Below are 15,927 nucleotides of genomic sequence, written 5' to 3' on the forward strand. Positions count from 1 at the left end.
GTGCTCGCCCAGGCTTCCCCGTGGTACGTCCACGCCCTCCAGCGCACTACGGCCAGCCCCGCCGAGCCGCTGTCGGTACCCGCCCGGATGGAATGGACAACGCGCCCGGGCAGCGGGCCCGGAGCCGAGATTCTCGGCTCGGACCTGCGCCGCAAACGGCTGCTGGAACTCGGCTGCGGCCCCGGTCACAACGCCGCCCACCTCGCCACCCGCTACGGCGCCCAGGTCACCGGTGTCGATCTGGTCGGCCTGCAGGTCCGCCGGGCCCGGTCGCACTACGGGCGGCTGAACAATCTGACCTTCGTCGCCGGCCATGCCCTGCACTACCTGCAAGCCTCCGACGAGCAGTTCGACGCCATCTACTCCGTCTTCGGGGCCATCGGCTTGGTAGCCCCCGAGCTGCTGCTCCCGGCCATCGCTCAGCACCTTAAACCCGGGCGCACCCTCGCCTTCTCCGTCCCCCACCCCAAGCGCGGCGGCTTGCGACCCACAGCCGACGACCGACCCCGCCGGGACTACGTCACTCTCCCCGACCGCACCCGCCTACCCATCGCCCGCTGGGACTTCGATGCCGACCGCTGGGAGAAACACCTCGACCGCGCCGGCCTCTGGCTCACCTCGGCCCAGGAGTTCCACGACGCCCGCCGCGGCCTCTGGCCCACCACGTTGCTGATCACCGCGCGCAAGCTCTGACCCCCACTCCGCCGCCTCTTGGGAGAAACCGATGCGCCCGCCCTATCTGCTCCTCGACGTCGACGGCGTCCTCATACCCTTCCCGGACGCCGATGGGACCAGTCCGGCCACCCACGACCGCCACGACGTCGTTCCCACCGGCTGTAGCGCCGACGATCCGGTCACCGTCTGGCTCAGCCCGAGCCATGGCCCCTTGCTCATGGACGTGATACGGACCGGCCTGGTCACCCCGGTCTGGTGCACCAGCTGGCGCCAGGACGCCAGCACCCTGATTGGGCCGCTCCTCGGCCTCCCGTCCCTGCCATACGTCGACCTCCCGCGTCTACAGATCACCACCAGCCACCCCAACGGCTATCTCTGGAAACGAGACCATGTCGATGTCTGGCTGGGCGACAAGCCTGTTGCTTGGGTCGACGATGACTTCACCGCCCTGGACCATGCCTGGGCAGCAGAGCGCACGGCGCGGGGCATGGCGACTCTCTTGGTCCAGCCTGATCCCCACATCGGGTTGTTGGCCGAGCACCTGGCTGAAGTCATGGAATGGGTTACCCGCTTGTCCGTCGTGCCAGCCAGCGAATCCGCTTCTGCTCCTGGAGCCGAAGCAGCCTGAAGTGATCACAGAGCAGGACGTCAACACCGTCCGAGAGCCAACTGCTTGATCTATCGATGTCGTCCATGTTCCTCGGGCCTGGAAGCCGGCGTCGTCGCCGAGGGCTGGAGCGCCAGGGACCGAGAGGACGCTCCCGGTGTGCTGCTTCGCTTGCGTGCTGCCTGTGCTCGCCTATTCGGCTGGACGGTGATGCGCCAGTTGAGGACCTCGGCGGGGCGTTCGGCGGTGTCGAGTTCTCGCAGGGCGGCGACTTCGGCCAAGAGACGCCGGGGGTAGTGGCCGGCGGTCTCGGCGCGGGCGAGGGTTGTGGTCAGGGCTGGCCAAGCGGGATCGGCGAGGACGCGTTCGGCCTGGTCGGGGAGGGCTGCGCGCAGATCCTGCTCGAAGCGGCTGATGGTGGCGGCGTGTGGCGCGCGTCGGGTGAGATCCGCCAAGACCGGCGCGGCAGCTTCCTGGTAACCGGCCTGTAGGTGACGGAAGGCTTGCTCAGCTGCGACGGCCTGCTGCTCGTGGCCGCGTTGTTCGTGCCACTTGGCGGCTGCCCGCGCCAACTGGAGTGCGGCAAAGATCAGGGCGATGGTGAGTCCGCCCGGATCGTGTGTGGCGTAGACGAGTTCCTTGGCGGCTTCCCGTAGGGCGGTGGCGGCTTGATGGTCGGCCCGGATCGCCGAGCGGCGGGCGCGGTTGAACACCTGTGCCGCTGCTTGCAGTTCGGTCCGGTGCGAGCCGTGGGTGGCGAGGGCCAGGTTGTGGAGGGTGTCGCCGAAGGCATCCAGGTGGCCCTGGGCCACGGCCTCGCCACCTGAGTCGAGGACGGTGTGCGCGTGGCGGATGGCGGCTTCGGCGCGGTGCCACGGCTCGGCCGGGTCCGCCACCGGTTGAGGGCGGTCGGCCAGCTCCTGGGTCGGGAGGCGTTCGCGCAGACGGTTGCAGGACAGGTCGGGGGCGAGCTTTGAGCCGCCGTACCAGACCGGCTCGCCGTTGGCCGTGTCGCCGGGCGCGGCCAGGCTGTAGCCGGTCGCTTCGCCGGTCTCGGGGCCGATGCGCGGCCTGACCTGGATGCCGAGGGAGCGCAGCACGGTGAAGTACTCGTCGATGCTGCGTACGGCCGCGGCGACCGCGTACGCCTTTTCGCGCAGCCACTCCCGCGCGGTCTCCTCCCGGCCCTGGCGTTCCGCCTTCGCCCGCTCGGCGCCGGTCGGGGTACGCGGGGCGGTGAGGTCACCGGACTTCAGGCGGCGCAGCCCGGACTCGGCCTCGATCTTGCGGCATTCCAGCTGTGCCCGCCAGCCGTCCCGGTTCGTACGAGGGCGGCGGCCGTCGGCTCGGACGGTGGTGGCCATGATGTGGATGTGGTCGTCGGCGTGCCGGACCGCGATCCAGCGGCACGCCTTGTCGTCTCCCTCGGGGGCGATGCCCGTGGCGGCTACGACGCGGCGGGCAACCTCTCGGCCCACTCGGCGTCGGTGAGGTAGCGGTCGCCAGGCGCGGTGCGCACCGGGCAGTGCCACACATGCTGCGGTGGCTGCTTTCCGCCGAGCTCCCGGGTGCGCAGGTCGGCGTGGTGGTCCAGACGCCGGGCGAGCTGGGTGTAGGTGGCCTCGGGGTCGCGGCCGGGGTCAGGGGCGCCGGCCATGTCCCAGGCGGCCACGATGTGGGGGTCGGTGTGCTCGTCGCGCCGCCCCTTGCCGAAGAGGTAGTTGATCAGGCCGAGCGTGCTGGAGCCGGTGGAGACGTCAGGCACCATGACCGGCCCCTTCCGCCAGGAGCCGGTCCATGAGTGCGTAACTGGCCTCGGCGGCCTGCTCAATGCGGTCAAGGACGACCTCGGCGCGCTCGGGTATCGCGCCGGAGTGGATGGCTGCCGTGACCTGGTTCAGGTTGGTGCCGATCCGGTTCAACGCCTTGGCGTGCGCTTCGATGGCCTCCACCAGAGGGCGGATGGGGTCGTCCTCTGGGCTGCCGACCATGTCCGCCTTGCCGAGCGCGACGGCGAGGGCGGCGTCGCCGACGAAGCCGGCGAATTTCTGGTGGCGCCGCCTGGCCTCGGCATCGATGAGGCGGACTGCGGTCGGGGTAAAGCGGATCTTCTTCTCCTGGTCGCGTTTCTCGATGGTGCGCTTGCGGTTCATCCGCGCGGGCAGTGCGGGGGCGTCGGGCTCACGCCACGAGGGCTGCTCAACGGCGGCGGGCGGTTGACGGGCGGTCGGCTCGGCGTGTGGGGTGACGGAGTCGGCGACGGGCTGCTCGGCGTTGTCGGCGGTAGACGCGGTGCGGGGCTCGTTCACCCCCTCATCAGGCTCGTGCGCCCGCTGGCGCCCGGCCCCCTCTCCCTCCGCCACTCCAGGGGCGGGGGCAAGCGCGGACGAAGCCTCTTTAGGGGCTCGTTCGCTCCAGCTTGCTGCTGTTCGTCGGTCCCGGCTGAACCAACCCCAGCGTCGGGAAGAAGAGGGGTTCATGTCGTTTGCAGTGTCCATGGTGGTGCTCCGGTGTAGCGGGGGATGGGGCTGTGTCACGTCCGTCGCATCCGTCGCATGCCTGGTCAGCACAGGTACGGAAACCTGGGCAGGTACGGAGAACTCCGTCCCGGCGAGTGAGTCCGTCCCCGCGCTGACCTGCGCGGGGACGGATGCGACGAAGTGATACGGACCCCGGTGGGATCAGAGAGCGCGCTTCGGCCCGGCGGGGCCACCGGGCGGGCCGACAGGCAGCGTCCCCGCCGGGGCGGCGGGCGGCCTGCCCTGCGGCATGCGGGCAGGGGCAGCGCCGTGTTCGGGCTCGGGTGCCGCCTCGACGAGGTCCGGGCAGTTGCGGGCCCAGGCGTCCAGGAACCGGTTGCGCATGTACGCCTTGGCCTGCCTGCCCTTGTCGAACCGGTAGTTGGCCGGGCTGATGTTGAAGTCCCGCAGCAGGTTGCTCAGGTGGTAGGCGTTCAGCCCCTTGGTGCCGTGTTCCGCCCACGGGCCTTCGGCGTCCTGGATCAGAGCGGCGACCAGATCCTGGGTGGCCAGGGCCTCGGGGTTGTCCGCCTGCGCGAAGATGCGATGGATGTCGCGCAGCAGCCGCGTCTTCAGGCTGCTCTGCTCGTCCTGGACCGCCTCATGGCGGGTCATGGCCAGGCAGGCGGCACGGGCCTGGGCGGGCCAGTGGCCGCCGGCCAGGTCGGCGATGATGACCAGCGGCTCCCAGGTGTCCGCCGCCCGGTCCTCCACCGGCATGTGCGGCACCATGCGGGCAGCCTGCCCGCGCAGCGGGCCCAACCAGGCAGCCAGCTGATCACGCAGCGCGTTGAGTTCGGGCACCGAATACCGAGAGCGGAAAGGGGTGACCTTTTCGCCCGGCTTACGCTTCTGCATCCGCAGAACGACCGCACGGTCCATGACCGTGTCCGGCAGGTCGCCGATCCCCGCGATGGCGGCCATGGCGAAGGTGGGGAACGGAGTCGGTTTGTGCTCCGGACCGGAGATTCGCCAGGCGGGCCGATTGCGCTGGTGCCCGGCATTCAGCAGGCCGCGCAGTATCTCACTGTCACCGCTCGCCTTCGGGCCGAAGATGGTGTCCGCCTCATCCACCAGCAGGGTGGGCGGGTTCTTGCCGATGACCCGGAAGATGACCGCCGGGGAGGTGTTCACCGTCATCATCGGCTGGTGCACGGTCTCGTGGAGCACGTCCAGAACCCGGGACTTGCCGCACCCCTTCGTCGGGCTCACCACCGCCAGACGTGGCGCGTGCTGCAACGCCGTCTGGATGTGCGTGGCCGCCACCCACAGGGTGACCGCGGTCAGCGCCTCCTCGCTGGGCAGCACCACGTACTTGCCGATCACTGCCCGCAACTCGTCCAGCAGGGCGACCCCGTCAGCGGCCACCTGAACACCGGCGGCTTCATGGCCTCCAGCATGTGTCCCGCCATCCATGGCCGCGATCTCATGTTGCTCGGCCCGCTCCACGGGGATGTCGGTCCCCGGCGACAGGTGAGGGCCGTTGTCCCGGTCCCCAGTGCGGTCCCCTGGTGCAACTCCAGGGTCTTGGGGACCGGTCCCCGTTGGCACGCCGATGCCGCTGACCTGCACGTCTCCAACGGATGCGGGTATGGGGACCGCGGCTCGCGCCGACAGGCGACCGGATGTATCGAGGGGATGGTCCCCTGATACCCCGGCAGCAGAATGCTCGTCCCCGCGGCGTCCGGGGACGCCTTGGCCGGGGACCGCGACCTCGGGCCAGCTGACCTTGGGGACCGTGTTCGGGTTGGTGGGGGACGTAGAGTCCTCCATAGACGTTCCTCTCAGACGAGGGGCAGGACGGGCAAGGTCCAGCCCCTCGTCGGCTTGTTCGTTCAGGGATGGGCGGTGTGCGGGGGACTCTCCGGCCTTCGGCGTTGGCGTGCCGAGGGCCGTTTCCGTGTCCCGGGCTTCCGGCGGCTCAGGAAGCCAGACCCCACTCGTCTCGGCCCTCGATCAGCGCCCGCTCGTAGCGCAGCAGCTCGGCCTCGGGGTACAGCACCCGCTTGCCGATCTTGATGCCACGCGGGCCCTTCTCGATCTGGCGCCAGTAGCGGACGGTGCTCTCCGCTGTGCGGTAGCGCTCGGCGACCTCGGCGGTGGTCGGATATCGCATGCATTCCCAATCGACTAGGCGACACTTCGTTCTGCATAGGTTGTACTCGATGATCGCCGTTTAGCCAAATCGGGAAGGTCATGTTTCAATTGGGAAAACAACGGTCAGGATGGAGGTTCGATGGCAGGCGACAAGGCCGACGGTGGTGAGGTGCCGCTGCTCTACAGCGAGGGCAACATCGCCGCGCGGGTGGCGCTGGAGCGCGAGGTCAGGGGATGGAGCACGATCGAGCTGGCGGACCGGGTGTCCAAGGCCGGCGTCAAGATGAACCAGACCGCCGTCTGGCGTATCGAGAACGGCACCCCACGCCGCCGTATCAACGTCGACGAAGCCCTCGCCTTCGCCCGCGTCTTCGAGCTGCCCCTCGAAGAGCTGATGTCCCCGCCGTTGGAAGGGCTGGACCTCGACAGCAGACGGCTCGTCCAGGAAGCCGTCGAGGCGTACTACGAGACACGCGACGCCGAGGACAGGCTGCACCACGCCGTCGTCGGCATCGCCGAGTACATCCAGACCCACCCCGACAGCTCACGGGCCATCCATGAGCAGTGCCTTCGCCTCATGGGCGACGAGCGCGACGCCCGCACCCTCACCGAGCACATCGAGGGCGGCGGCTACCACCGATAACCAACGCAAGGGAGAAGCCACTTGGCGAACATCCAGAAGCGTCCCAATGGCAAATGGCGGGCCCGCTACCGCGACCTCGACGGCAAGGAGCACGCCCGCCACTTCGACCGCAAGATCGACGCCCAGCGCTGGCTCGACGAGGTCACGGCCAGCATCGTTACGGGCCAGTACGTCGATCCGCAGGCCGGACGGATCACGTTCGAGAAGTACGCGAAGAAGTGGGAGGAGTCGCTCATAGCAAGCGAGGCTGGTGAGCGGATCACCGACAACGCGCTCCGGCTCCACCTCGTCCCGGCGCTCGGCTCCCGCGCCATGGCGGCGATACGTCGCAACGACCTCCAGGTCCTGTTCAAGAACCTGTCCGAGCAACTCGGCCCCGGCAGTGTGCGCAACGTCTACGACGTCCTCGTGCGCCTCATGACCGCGGCCGTCGAGGACAAGGTCATCGCGTCCAGCCCGTGCCGCCGCATCACCCTCCCGCCCATGCCAGATGAGGAGGTCACCCCGCCCACGGTCGCGCAAGTCGAAGCCATGGCCCGGGTGATGCCGCCGTACATCCGCGCGGCCATCGTCACCCTTGCCGGATCAGGCTTGCGAATAGGCGAGTTGCTCGGCCTCAAGGTGTCGGACGTTGACTTCAAGGCCGGCACCATCCGCGTCGAGCGCCAGCGCCTCCAGTCCGGGAAGATCGGTCCGCCGAAGACCGCCAAGTCCCGGCGTACGGTCCCGGTCGGCGAGGTCGTCACCGACGCACTCCTCACGCACCTCGCCGCACGACCCTCCAAGGAGCGGCTGTTCACGATGGAGGAGGGGGAACCGCTCAACTACCGCCGTTGGAAGACCGAATGGAACTGCGCTCGTAAGGAGCTGCAGAAGGCGGAGAACGAGGCGGCCGAGCGCGAGGGCCGCAAGCCCGTCGAGCTGCCGCACATGGTGACCCACGACCTGCGCCACTTCTACGCCTCCGCCCTCATCGCCGGCGGAGCGAGCGTCAAGCAGGTCCAGCTGGTCCTCGGCCACGCATCCGCCGTCATCACACTGCGGATCTACGCGCACCTCTGGCCGGGCGAAGAAGACCGCACCCGGACCGTCATGGACGCCGTTCTCGGCGGCCTGCGGACCGGGTGCGGACTCGGAGACACTGCAACCAAGGAAATCGCAGGTCAGAGGGCATGATCGAAGATCAAGCCTTCTTGGTCTCCTAGTAATGGGGCGGGACCATAGATCGTGCGGATGCTGGCGAGCTGCGTGTCGCGAGTGGCGGTGGGGTTGACGTTTGCCGGGCCTTCGCCATCGAGAAGGGTGCCTCGAAGTTGGGGTACTCGGTGACGCGGAGAACCTTTACGTTGCAGGTCTCCTCGGTGCCTTTGACGCGGAAGCGGATGGTGACGCCGACGGCGAGGTGCCGGTATTTCACCCGCACCTCGATAGTTTCGGTGCCTGCGGTGACTCTCTGTTGCTCAATTCGTCTGGGCTCGGGGACCGCTGAGGTGCGAGGGCGACTTGCCCGGTTCCTGACGTTCTGGTGGTGAGGCTACGGGCACGGGAGGTGCTGAAAAAGCAGATCCTCAGGAATAAAGGAGTCGCGGGCGCGGCCTGGCTGGCCGAGGCGCTTGGAGACCCGCAGGCCGTTAGCCTGTCGGTATGTCAGAGCGTGTCATGCCCGGTCGCGCGGACGGCCTGATCACCTTGGGTGCCGCGGACGCCCTTTGGGTCGATCTGACGGCCGACAGTGCCATGCCGACGGCTGCTGGGGCATTCACCTGCTCTCCTGTCCATGCCCGGGTGGGGTACGTCCTGCTCGGCGGCCATGTGGTGGCGACGGTGAGGGCGAGCGGCGGGCAGTGGAGTGTCTTGGAGAATGAGGTGCGCCGGGCGGCCGCGGAACTGAACGCGGTCGGGATGGATCGGCAGGACCTGGTCCGCATCGGTCCGTTTCGTGGGGCGCCGAGGCGGGAGCGCGACGAGGAAACGCCGCTGCGTTGGCGCCGGCGCATCACGGGGGAACTGCAGGAGATGGGCGGCCCCGAGAGGGCGGCACGACGTGAAGCCGGCCTGCCGTACCCCCTGGCGGGGATCGACTGGCGACAGATACTCGTGGAGCGGAACCGCGACGGGACGCGGCGGACGTGGTGGCTGCCGCGCGCTGTGGTCAGGCTGCTCGACGCGGCCGAGCACGCCGAGACGCAGTGGGTGCAGGCCGCGCGGACCCGCCAGGCGAGCGCGGCCGCCACCGTGCCGCCCTCCCACCCCCGGCAGGACCGGGACGCCGACGGTCGGCAGACGACGAGCCCCGAGGGCCCCACCGCCTCACTGCGCCCGTACAACAAGGAGCTGGAAGGTCAGCTGTACTCGGTGCTCAGCAGGAAGCCCGGTACCTCCCGCAGGGTGGCCGGGTGGGTGTGCGCCGTCTGTCGCACCGTGCCCGCCGCCGTCCTCGACCACTGCCACGAACACGGCTACGTCCGCGCCCCCGTCTGCCAGTCCTGCAACACACAGGAACGCCCCGATCACCTGTACAGCAACGACATCCGGGTGGCGAACCGCTACACACGCCTCTTCCACACCGACACCGACGACTGGCTCCGCCACTGGCACCGCTGCCCCGGCTGCCGCGCACGCACCACCCTGCCCCTGCCGCACCTCGCCGCGTGGACCGCCCACATAGCCTGCCGATCGCTGCGCCCGACCCACCGAGCCCCCCGCGGGCGCACGCCCTGCGGTGTCCTGCGCGTGTCCTGGACGGGCAGTCAGAACGCGCCCCGTTCCTGCCTGCTCACGGTCGCCGTCGACTGCTGCCCCTCCGGCGAGCACTGTGTCCTGGCGCGAGTCCCCTACCGCGAAGCCGCCGAGCGGTTTCGTGTCTGGTTGGCCGAGACGGCCCCTGCCGTGGCCGCCGCGGCCGGTCCTGACCGCCTGGACGGCCTCCCTGCCCAGCCCCGGCCAGTCATCGTGGACGCCAGCGGCGAGGACCTGGAACTGTTTTGAGCGGGCACCGGGAGACGATCGAGCTGCCCGGCACCATCTCGGTCCAGGATCCCGAGCCGGTGATTGCGCACATGGCGTCGTACCGGGCGTGGGCGGACCAGCACGATGTGCCGTTCGAGGCGACGATCGAGCGGGCTCGGGCACTCCTTGTCGATCACATCGCCCAGTACGGGGCCTTCGAGATCACGTGCCTGGGCGGCATCCTCGTCTGCCGCCGCTGAGGGCCGCCTCCTCTATCGGTGTCGGCTGCGTTCCGTTGGCCGTTCGCTCAGCGTCATAGGGGTGGGCTGTGGTGCGGGTGTGACTGGCGTGGCTGTCCGGGTGCTTTGACCGCGTGCTGCCTGAGTTCGCTTGTTCGGCTGGACGGTGATGCGCCAGTTGAGGACTTCGGCGGGCTGTTCGGCGGTGTCGAGTTCTCGTTGGGCGGCGACTTCGGCCAAGAGGCGCCGGGGGTTGTGGCCGGCGGACTCGGCGCGGGCGAGAGTTGTGGTCAGGGCCGGCCAGGCCGGGTCGCCGAGGATGCGGTCGGCGTGGTCGGGGAGGGCTGCGAGCAGGTCTTGCTCGAAGCGGCGGACGGTGGCGGTGCGTGGGGTGCAGCGGCTGAGGTCCGCCAGTACTGGCTCGCCGGCCTGCTGGTAACCCGCCTGCAGATGGCGGAAGGCTTTCCCGGCCGCTGCCGCCTGCCGCTCGTGGCCGCGTTGCTCGTGCCACCTGGCGGCGGCGCGCGCCAGGTGGATGGCGGCAAAGATCAGGGCGATGGCGAGTCCGCCCGGATCGTGTGTGGCGTAGGCGAGTTCCTTGGTGGCTTCCCGCAGGGTGGTGGCGGCCTGGTGGTCGGCCCGGATCGCCGAGCGGCGGGCGCGGTGAATGCCCCTGCCGCCGTCTGCAGTTCGGCCTGCTGCGGGCCGTGGCTGGCGAGGGCCAGGTTGCGTTCGAGGACTTCCAGAAGGGGCGGCTGGGTACGGTCCCGGCCGTGCACGGCATGACCGAGGGCGGACCGCAGGCCTGAGATCGCGCGGGCCGGCATGAGATCCAGCGGGGCCGACGGCAGGTCCCGCGGGGCCGAGGGCGGGTCCCGCGGGGCTGACTGGTTACCTTCGTCACCCGCCCGGACCGTCCGTGCAGGACGGTCCGGGCGGTGCGTGTTCCACTGGTGGGGTGCGTCTGCTGCCCGAGCCCGTTCGGCGTCTCGCCGCCTGGTGTGCCGTCGTGCTGCTGGTGTCCGGGGTGGTCTGGGTCGGGGTCCGGCTGTGCGTGGCGTTCCGGACCGCCGTGACGCCGGTGCTGCTGGCCCTGCTCGGGACCGCGCTGCTGCGGCCCTTCTTCCGGCGGCTGGTCAGGGCCGGGGTCAACCGCTCGCTCGCCGCCGGGATCACCTGCGCCGCCGTCGTGGTGGTCGTCGGTGGGGCGGTGTACATCGTGGTCGCGGCACTGATCGACAGCGGGGACCAGATCGTCGCCTCGCTCAGGACCGCCGCGAAGTCGCTCGCCGCCCACTTCGGGGCGGCCGGCACCTCGCTCGACGACCTCGTCTCCAACGGCAGGAAGCTGCTGGAGAAGTTCGGCGGGACGGCCGCCTCCAACGTCATCAGCGGGGTCAGCGTGGTCGGTGAGAGCATCGCCATGGCCGTACTGGCCCTGCTGCTCGTCTTCTTCTTCCTGCGCGACTCCCACCGCGCCGCCGGCACCCTGCGGTCCCTCGCCCCGGGCGGTACCGCCGACACCGCGGAGGCCATGGCCCGGCGGGCCTTCGCGGCCGTGGAGGGGTTCATGCGCGGGACCACTCTCATCGCGCTCATCGACGCCGTCTGCATCACCGTCGGCCTGCTCGTCCTCGACGTGCCGGGCGCCGTCGGCCTCGGGGCGCTGGTCTTCGTCGGCGCCTACATCCCCTACCTGGGCGCGTTCATCTCCGGCGCGGTGGCCGTGCTGGTCGCCCTCGCCGACCGCGGGTTCGTCATCGCGCTGTGGGCCTTCGGGGTGGTGCTCGCCGTGCAGGTGCTGGAGGGGCACGTGCTGCAGCCGGCGATCCAGAGCCGGACCGTGCAGATGCACCCGGCGGTGGTGATGCTGGCGATCACCGCGGGGGCGTCGGTCGCCGGGATCCTCGGAATGCTGCTGGCCGTGCCGCTGACGGCGGCCGCGTTCGGGATCGCGCACGAGCTGCGGGAGCGATACCCGTCCACCTCCGCGTCCACGTCGGCCCGGTGAGGCCCGGGGGAGCTCCCGCGCCCTCTCACCGGTCCTTCGGTGGCTCGTACAGCTCGAACCAGATGCTCTTGCCCTGCCCCCGCGGGTCGACGCCCCACGCGTCCGCGAGGAGCTCGATCAGCAGCAGCCCGCGCCCGGAGGAGGCCAGCTCGCCCGGCCGGCGCTTGTGCGGCAGGTCGTCGCCGGCGTCGGCGACGTCCACCCGCAGCCGCCGCTCGCCCTTCTCGCCGCCGATCTCGGCGATCAGCAGTGCGTCGGTGTCGGTGTGCAGGAGCACGTTGGTGAGCATCTCCGACAGCAGCAGTACCGCCACGTCCACCTGTTCCTCGGACGGCCAGTCGTGCAGCAGCTCCCGCAGCTGCTGCCGGGCCACCGCGACCCGCTCCGGCTCGGCCTGCGCGACCGTCAGCAGGGTACGCCGGCTCTCCGCCCGTACGGCCGCCGCACCACCGTGGCCGTCGACCTGCCGGCTCAGCAGCAGGACGGCTATGTCGTCCTCGCGGCGGTCGGCCAGCGGGCCGGTGGTGTGGTGGGAGGACGGCCCGTGCACGGCCTGGACGAGCGCGTCGGCGAGCGCCTCGGTGTCCCCCTCGTGCTGCTCAAGGATCGTGCGGATCCGCTGCCATCCGGTGTCCAGGTCGTGGCCGCCGGTCTCGATCAGGCCGTCGGTGCAGATCATCATGGTCTCGCCGGGTTCCAGGGAGAACCGCGTGGTCGGGTAGTCGGCGTCCGGGTCGATGCCGAGCGGCAGCCCGCCGGCCGTCGGCCGCAGGATCACCGTGCCGTCCGCCATGCGGATCACCGGGTCGGGGTGACCAGCCCGGGCCACCTCCAGCACCCCGTTGCGCGGGTCGACCTCGGCGTACAGACAGGTCGCGAAGCGCAGGTCGGCGCCGTCGTCGGCGTCGGCGCCGTCGTTGATGATGCCGTGCAGGAAGCGGGAGACGCGGGAGAGCACCGCGTCCGGGCGGTGGCCCTCCGAGGCGTAGGCGCGCAGGGCGATGCGCAGCTGGCCCATCAGTCCCGCCGCGCGCACGTCATGGCCCTGGACGTCGCCCATGACCAGCGCGAAACGTCCCGCCCTGCCCTTCCTCCCGGCCCGGGAGATGCCGCCGGGCAGCGGGATCATGTCGTACCAGTCGCCGCCGACCTGGAGGCCGCCGCCGGTGGGCACGTAGCGGGCGGCCACGTCCATGCCGGGGACCTCGGGGCCCAGCGTGGGCATCATCGAGCGCTGCAGGCCCTCGCTCAGCTCCCGCTCGGTCTCCGCCGTCCCGGCGCGGGAGAGGGCCTGGGCCAGCATGCGGGCCACCGTGGTCAGCACGGAGCGCTCGTCCGGAGTGAAGGCGACCGGGTAGGAGAAGGCGGCCATCCAGGCACCCATGGTGCGGCCGGAGGCGGTCAGCGGCAGAAACGCCCAGGAGTGGCGGTGGAAGCGCTCGGCGAGCGGCCAGGTGAGCGGATAGCGGGCCCGGTACTGCCCGGGGGAGGACAGATAGACGGCCCGTCCGGTGCGGACCACCTCGGCGGCCGGGTAGTCCGTCTCCAGCGCCATGTGCACGAAGGGGCCCTCGTCGCCCGGCCGCTGCCCGTGGTGGCCGATGATCGTAAGCCGGTCCCCCTCCACGCCGAAGACGGCCAGTCCGTCCGGCGAGAACCCGGGCATCGACAGGCCCGCCGCGACCCGCAGCACCTCCGCCGTGGACCGCGCCTCGGCCAGCGCCCGGCCGGCGTCCAGCAGGAACGCCTCCCTGGAGCGCCGCCAGTCGCCGGTGACCGCGCTGCGCCCGGCCGGGGAGCCCGGGGTCGGCTCGGTGACCTCCTGGAGGGTGCCGATCAGCTCGTAGGCCTTCCTGTGATGGTCGTAGGAGGGCCGGGAGCGGCTGCGCACGACCCGGATGATCCGGCCCCGCTCGTCCATGATCCGGACGCGCACCTCGGCGAGGGTGCCCTCGGCGGCGGCGAGCTGTACCACGCCGGTGATCTCGTTCCAGTCGACCGGGTGGAGGCGGGCGCGCACCTGGGCCTCGGTGAGGGTGGCCCGATCGGTCGGCAGCCCGAGCAGCCGGGCCGCCTCGGCGTCGACCGAGACCAGCCCGGTGGCGGTGTCCCAGTGCCACAGCCCGGTGGCCAGGGAGGCGAGGACGTCCCCCACCGCGGGCAGGGGCTCACCAGTGCGCATTGCCCCACTGTAAGAAGAGGCCGTCGAACACTGCCACCGATGACGTGCGGGCGTACGAGCCCGCACGGCGAACAATGGCGGAGAGCCGATCTTGGGGCGGCCGGTACGCTTGGTAGGTCCGGGCCGTGCCCGCCCGGCGATTCCCCGATCCGCGAAGACTGGATGAACGACGATGCATCGGTACAGGTCCCACACCTGCGGCGAGCTCCGCGCCTCTGACGTCGGCACCGACGTCCGGCTGAGTGGCTGGCTGCACAATCGGCGCGACCTGGGCGGCATCCTGTTCATCGATCTGCGCGACCACTACGGCATCACGCAGCTCGTCGCCCGCCCCGGCACGGCCGCCTACGAGGCCCTGGACAGGCTGTCCAAGGAGACGGTGGTCCGCGTGGACGGCAAGGTCGTCTCCCGCGGCACGGAGAACGTGAACCCGGACCTGCCCACCGGCGAGGTCGAGATCGAGGTCGGCGAGGTCGAGGTGCTCGGTGCCGCGGCCCCGCTGCCCTTCACCATCAACGCCGAGGACGGGGTCAACGAGGAGCGGCGCCTGGAGTACCGCTTCCTCGACCTGCGCCGCGAGCGCATGCACCGCAACATCATGCTGCGTACGGCGGTCATCTCGGCGATGCGCCAGAAGATGGCGGCGATGGGCTTCAACGAGATGGCGACGCCCATCCTGTCGGCCACCTCTCCGGAGGGCGCCCGCGACTACGTGGTCCCCTCCCGTGTGCACCCGGGCAGGTTCTACGCCCTCCCCCAGGCGCCGCAGCAGTTCAAGCAGCTGCTGATGATCTCCGGCTTCGACCGCTACTTCCAGATCGCGCCCTGCTTCCGGGACGAGGACGCCCGCGCGGACCGTTCGCCGGGCGAGTTCTACCAGCTCGACGTCGAGATGAGCTTCGTCGAGCAGGAGGACGTCTTCCAGCCGATCGAGAAGCTCATGACGGAGCTGTTCGAGGAGTTCGGCGGCGGCCGCCACGTCACCTCCCCCTTCCCGCGGGTCCCGTTCCGCGAGGCGATGCTGAAGTACGGCTCCGACAAGCCGGACCTGCGCGCCCAGCTGGAGCTCGTCGACATCACCGACATCTTCGCGGGCTCGGAGTTCAAGGCGTTCGCGGGCAAGCACGTGCGCGCGCTGCCGGTGCCGGACACCGCCTCCCAGCCGCGCAGGTTCTTCGACCAGCTCGGCGAGTACGCGGTGGAGCAGGGCGCGAAGGGCCTGGCCTGGGTCCGGGTCGCCGAGGACGGCTCGCTGACCGGCCCGATCGCGAAGTTCCTGACCGAGGAGAACGTCGCGGAACTGACCAAGCGGCTGTCCCTGGCCGCCGGTCACGCGGTGTTCTTCGGCGCGGGCGAGTTCGACGAGGTCTCGAAGATCATGGGTGCGGTGCGGGTGGAGGCCGCCAGGCGCGCCGGCCACTTCGAGGAGGGCGTCTTCCGCTTCTGCTGGATCGTCGACTTCCCGATGTACGAGAAGGACGAGGACACGGGGCGGATCGACTTCTCCCACAACCCCTTCTCCATGCCGCAGGGCGGCCTCGAGGCCTTGGAGAGCCAGGACCCGCTGGACATCCTGGGCTGGCAGTACGACATCGTCTGCAACGGAGTCGAGCTGTCCTCCGGCGCCATCCGCAACCACGAGCCGGAGATCATGCTCAAGGCCTTCGAGATCGCGGGCTACGACCGTGAGACGGTCGAGGAGAAGTTCGCGGGCATGCTCCGCGCGTTCCGCTTCGGCGCCCCTCCGCACGGCGGCATCGCGCCGGGCGTCGACCGCATCGTCATGCTGCTGGCCGACGAGCCCAACATCCGCGAGACCATCTCCTTCCCGCTCAACGGCAACGCGCAGGACCTGATGATGGGCGCGCCGACGGAGCTGGAGGAGGCGCGGCTGCGCGAGTTGCACCTGTCGGTGCGGAGGCCGCAGCCGAAGTAGGCCCGAAGTAGGCCCGAGGGCCCGAAGTAGGCCCGAAGCAGGGCCGCCGGCGCAGAAGTGGCTCGGAAG

General features: G+C 70.4%; 11 protein-coding genes and 4 pseudogenes. 8 read left to right on the plus strand and 7 right to left on the minus strand.

Annotated elements, in window-relative coordinates; translation table 11 throughout:
• On the plus strand, positions 1-693 hold the full coding sequence (locus tag ACH4UM_RS15690) for a class I SAM-dependent methyltransferase (RefSeq protein ID WP_114041478.1): 693 nt from the start codon (positions 1-3) through the stop codon (positions 691-693).
• Positions 694-724: 31 nt separating this feature from the next.
• Positions 725-1,303 (plus strand): HAD domain-containing protein, encoded by a 579-nt coding sequence (locus ACH4UM_RS15695; RefSeq protein WP_398178441.1) that lies wholly within the window; start codon positions 725-727, stop codon positions 1,301-1,303.
• 50 nt (positions 1,304-1,353) lie between these two features.
• Here ACH4UM_RS15695 and ACH4UM_RS15700 read toward each other — a convergent pair.
• From ACH4UM_RS15700 to ACH4UM_RS15715, 4 genes and pseudogenes are all read right to left on the minus strand, one after another.
• Positions 1,354-3,050: pseudogene (locus ACH4UM_RS15700) on the minus strand (relaxase/mobilization nuclease domain-containing protein).
• The gene (locus tag ACH4UM_RS15705; RefSeq protein ID WP_398178684.1) at positions 3,040-3,645 is read right to left on the minus strand and encodes a hypothetical protein; all 606 of its coding nucleotides are present in this window, start codon (positions 3,643-3,645) and stop codon (positions 3,040-3,042) included. Before ACH4UM_RS15705 ends, ACH4UM_RS15700 begins: the two are co-directional and overlap by 11 nt.
• Positions 3,646-3,963: 318 nt before the next feature.
• Positions 3,964-5,136: a DUF3631 domain-containing protein gene (locus ACH4UM_RS15710; protein ID WP_398178687.1), complete on the minus strand. Its 1,173-nt coding sequence runs from the start codon at positions 5,134-5,136 to the stop codon at positions 3,964-3,966.
• A gap of 586 nt (positions 5,137-5,722) precedes the next feature.
• The gene (locus ACH4UM_RS15715) at positions 5,723-5,917 is read right to left on the minus strand and encodes a helix-turn-helix transcriptional regulator (protein ID WP_398178444.1); all 195 of its coding nucleotides are present in this window, start codon (positions 5,915-5,917) and stop codon (positions 5,723-5,725) included.
• Between the two features lie 120 nt (positions 5,918-6,037).
• On the opposite strand from ACH4UM_RS15715, the gene ACH4UM_RS15720 reads away from it, so the two are divergent.
• Together ACH4UM_RS15720 and ACH4UM_RS15725 are read left to right on the plus strand one after the other, a co-directional pair.
• Positions 6,038-6,541: a helix-turn-helix domain-containing protein gene (locus ACH4UM_RS15720; RefSeq protein WP_153813191.1), complete on the plus strand. Its 504-nt coding sequence runs from the start codon at positions 6,038-6,040 to the stop codon at positions 6,539-6,541.
• Positions 6,542-6,562: 21 nt separating this feature from the next.
• Entirely contained in the window at positions 6,563-7,717 is a 1,155-nt protein-coding gene (locus tag ACH4UM_RS15725; protein WP_398178447.1) for a tyrosine-type recombinase/integrase, read from the plus strand.
• Here ACH4UM_RS15725 and ACH4UM_RS15730 read toward each other — a convergent pair.
• Positions 7,705-8,006: pseudogene (locus ACH4UM_RS15730) on the minus strand (hypothetical protein). The gene ACH4UM_RS15725 and the pseudogene ACH4UM_RS15730 sit on opposite strands and share 13 nt — an antisense overlap.
• Positions 8,007-8,185: 179 nt before the next feature.
• Here ACH4UM_RS15730 and ACH4UM_RS15735 point away from each other — a divergent pair.
• Together ACH4UM_RS15735 and ACH4UM_RS15740 are read left to right on the plus strand one after the other, a co-directional pair.
• Positions 8,186-9,529 (plus strand): endonuclease domain-containing protein, encoded by a 1,344-nt coding sequence (locus ACH4UM_RS15735; protein ID WP_398178450.1) that lies wholly within the window; start codon positions 8,186-8,188, stop codon positions 9,527-9,529.
• Between the two features lie 2 nt (positions 9,530-9,531).
• Positions 9,532-9,750 (plus strand): annotated as a pseudogene (locus ACH4UM_RS15740) (SAM-dependent methyltransferase); the annotation flags it as partial.
• 12 nt (positions 9,751-9,762) lie between these two features.
• Here the strand turns inward: ACH4UM_RS15740 and ACH4UM_RS15745 are convergent.
• Positions 9,763-10,457, minus strand: a pseudogene (locus ACH4UM_RS15745) (mobilization protein); the annotation flags it as partial.
• A 230-nt stretch (positions 10,458-10,687) separates the two neighbouring features.
• On the opposite strand from ACH4UM_RS15745, the gene ACH4UM_RS15750 reads away from it, so the two are divergent.
• Entirely contained in the window at positions 10,688-11,740 is a 1,053-nt protein-coding gene (locus tag ACH4UM_RS15750) for an AI-2E family transporter (protein ID WP_398178453.1), read from the plus strand.
• Positions 11,741-11,765: 25 nt separating this feature from the next.
• Here ACH4UM_RS15750 and ACH4UM_RS15755 read toward each other — a convergent pair whose 3' ends face one another.
• Positions 11,766-13,922 (minus strand): SpoIIE family protein phosphatase, encoded by a 2,157-nt coding sequence (locus ACH4UM_RS15755; protein ID WP_398178456.1) that lies wholly within the window; start codon positions 13,920-13,922, stop codon positions 11,766-11,768.
• A gap of 172 nt (positions 13,923-14,094) precedes the next feature.
• On the opposite strand from ACH4UM_RS15755, the gene aspS reads away from it, so the two are divergent.
• On the plus strand, positions 14,095-15,858 hold the full coding sequence (gene aspS / locus ACH4UM_RS15760; protein ID WP_398178459.1) for an aspartate--tRNA ligase: 1,764 nt from the start codon (positions 14,095-14,097) through the stop codon (positions 15,856-15,858).
• Positions 15,859-15,927: the final 69 nt, after the last annotated feature.

This window comes from Streptomyces sp. NPDC020801 (assembly GCF_044334385.1).
Lineage (GTDB): Bacteria > Actinomycetota > Actinomycetes > Streptomycetales > Streptomycetaceae > Streptomyces.

Coding starts and splice junctions, on each gene's coding strand:
- ACH4UM_RS15735 (WP_398178450.1), top strand. CDS start 8,186: ATGTCAGAGCGTGTCATGCCCGGTCGCGCGGACGGCCTGATCACCTTG.
- ACH4UM_RS15755 (WP_398178456.1), bottom strand. CDS start 13,922: ATGCGCACTGGTGAGCCCCTGCCCGCGGTGGGGGACGTCCTCGCCTCC.
- ACH4UM_RS15715 (WP_398178444.1), bottom strand. CDS start 5,917: ATGCGATATCCGACCACCGCCGAGGTCGCCGAGCGCTACCGCACAGCG.
- aspS (WP_398178459.1), top strand. CDS start 14,095: ATGCATCGGTACAGGTCCCACACCTGCGGCGAGCTCCGCGCCTCTGAC.
- ACH4UM_RS15720 (WP_153813191.1), top strand. CDS start 6,038: ATGGCAGGCGACAAGGCCGACGGTGGTGAGGTGCCGCTGCTCTACAGC.
- ACH4UM_RS15695 (WP_398178441.1), top strand. CDS start 725: ATGCGCCCGCCCTATCTGCTCCTCGACGTCGACGGCGTCCTCATACCC.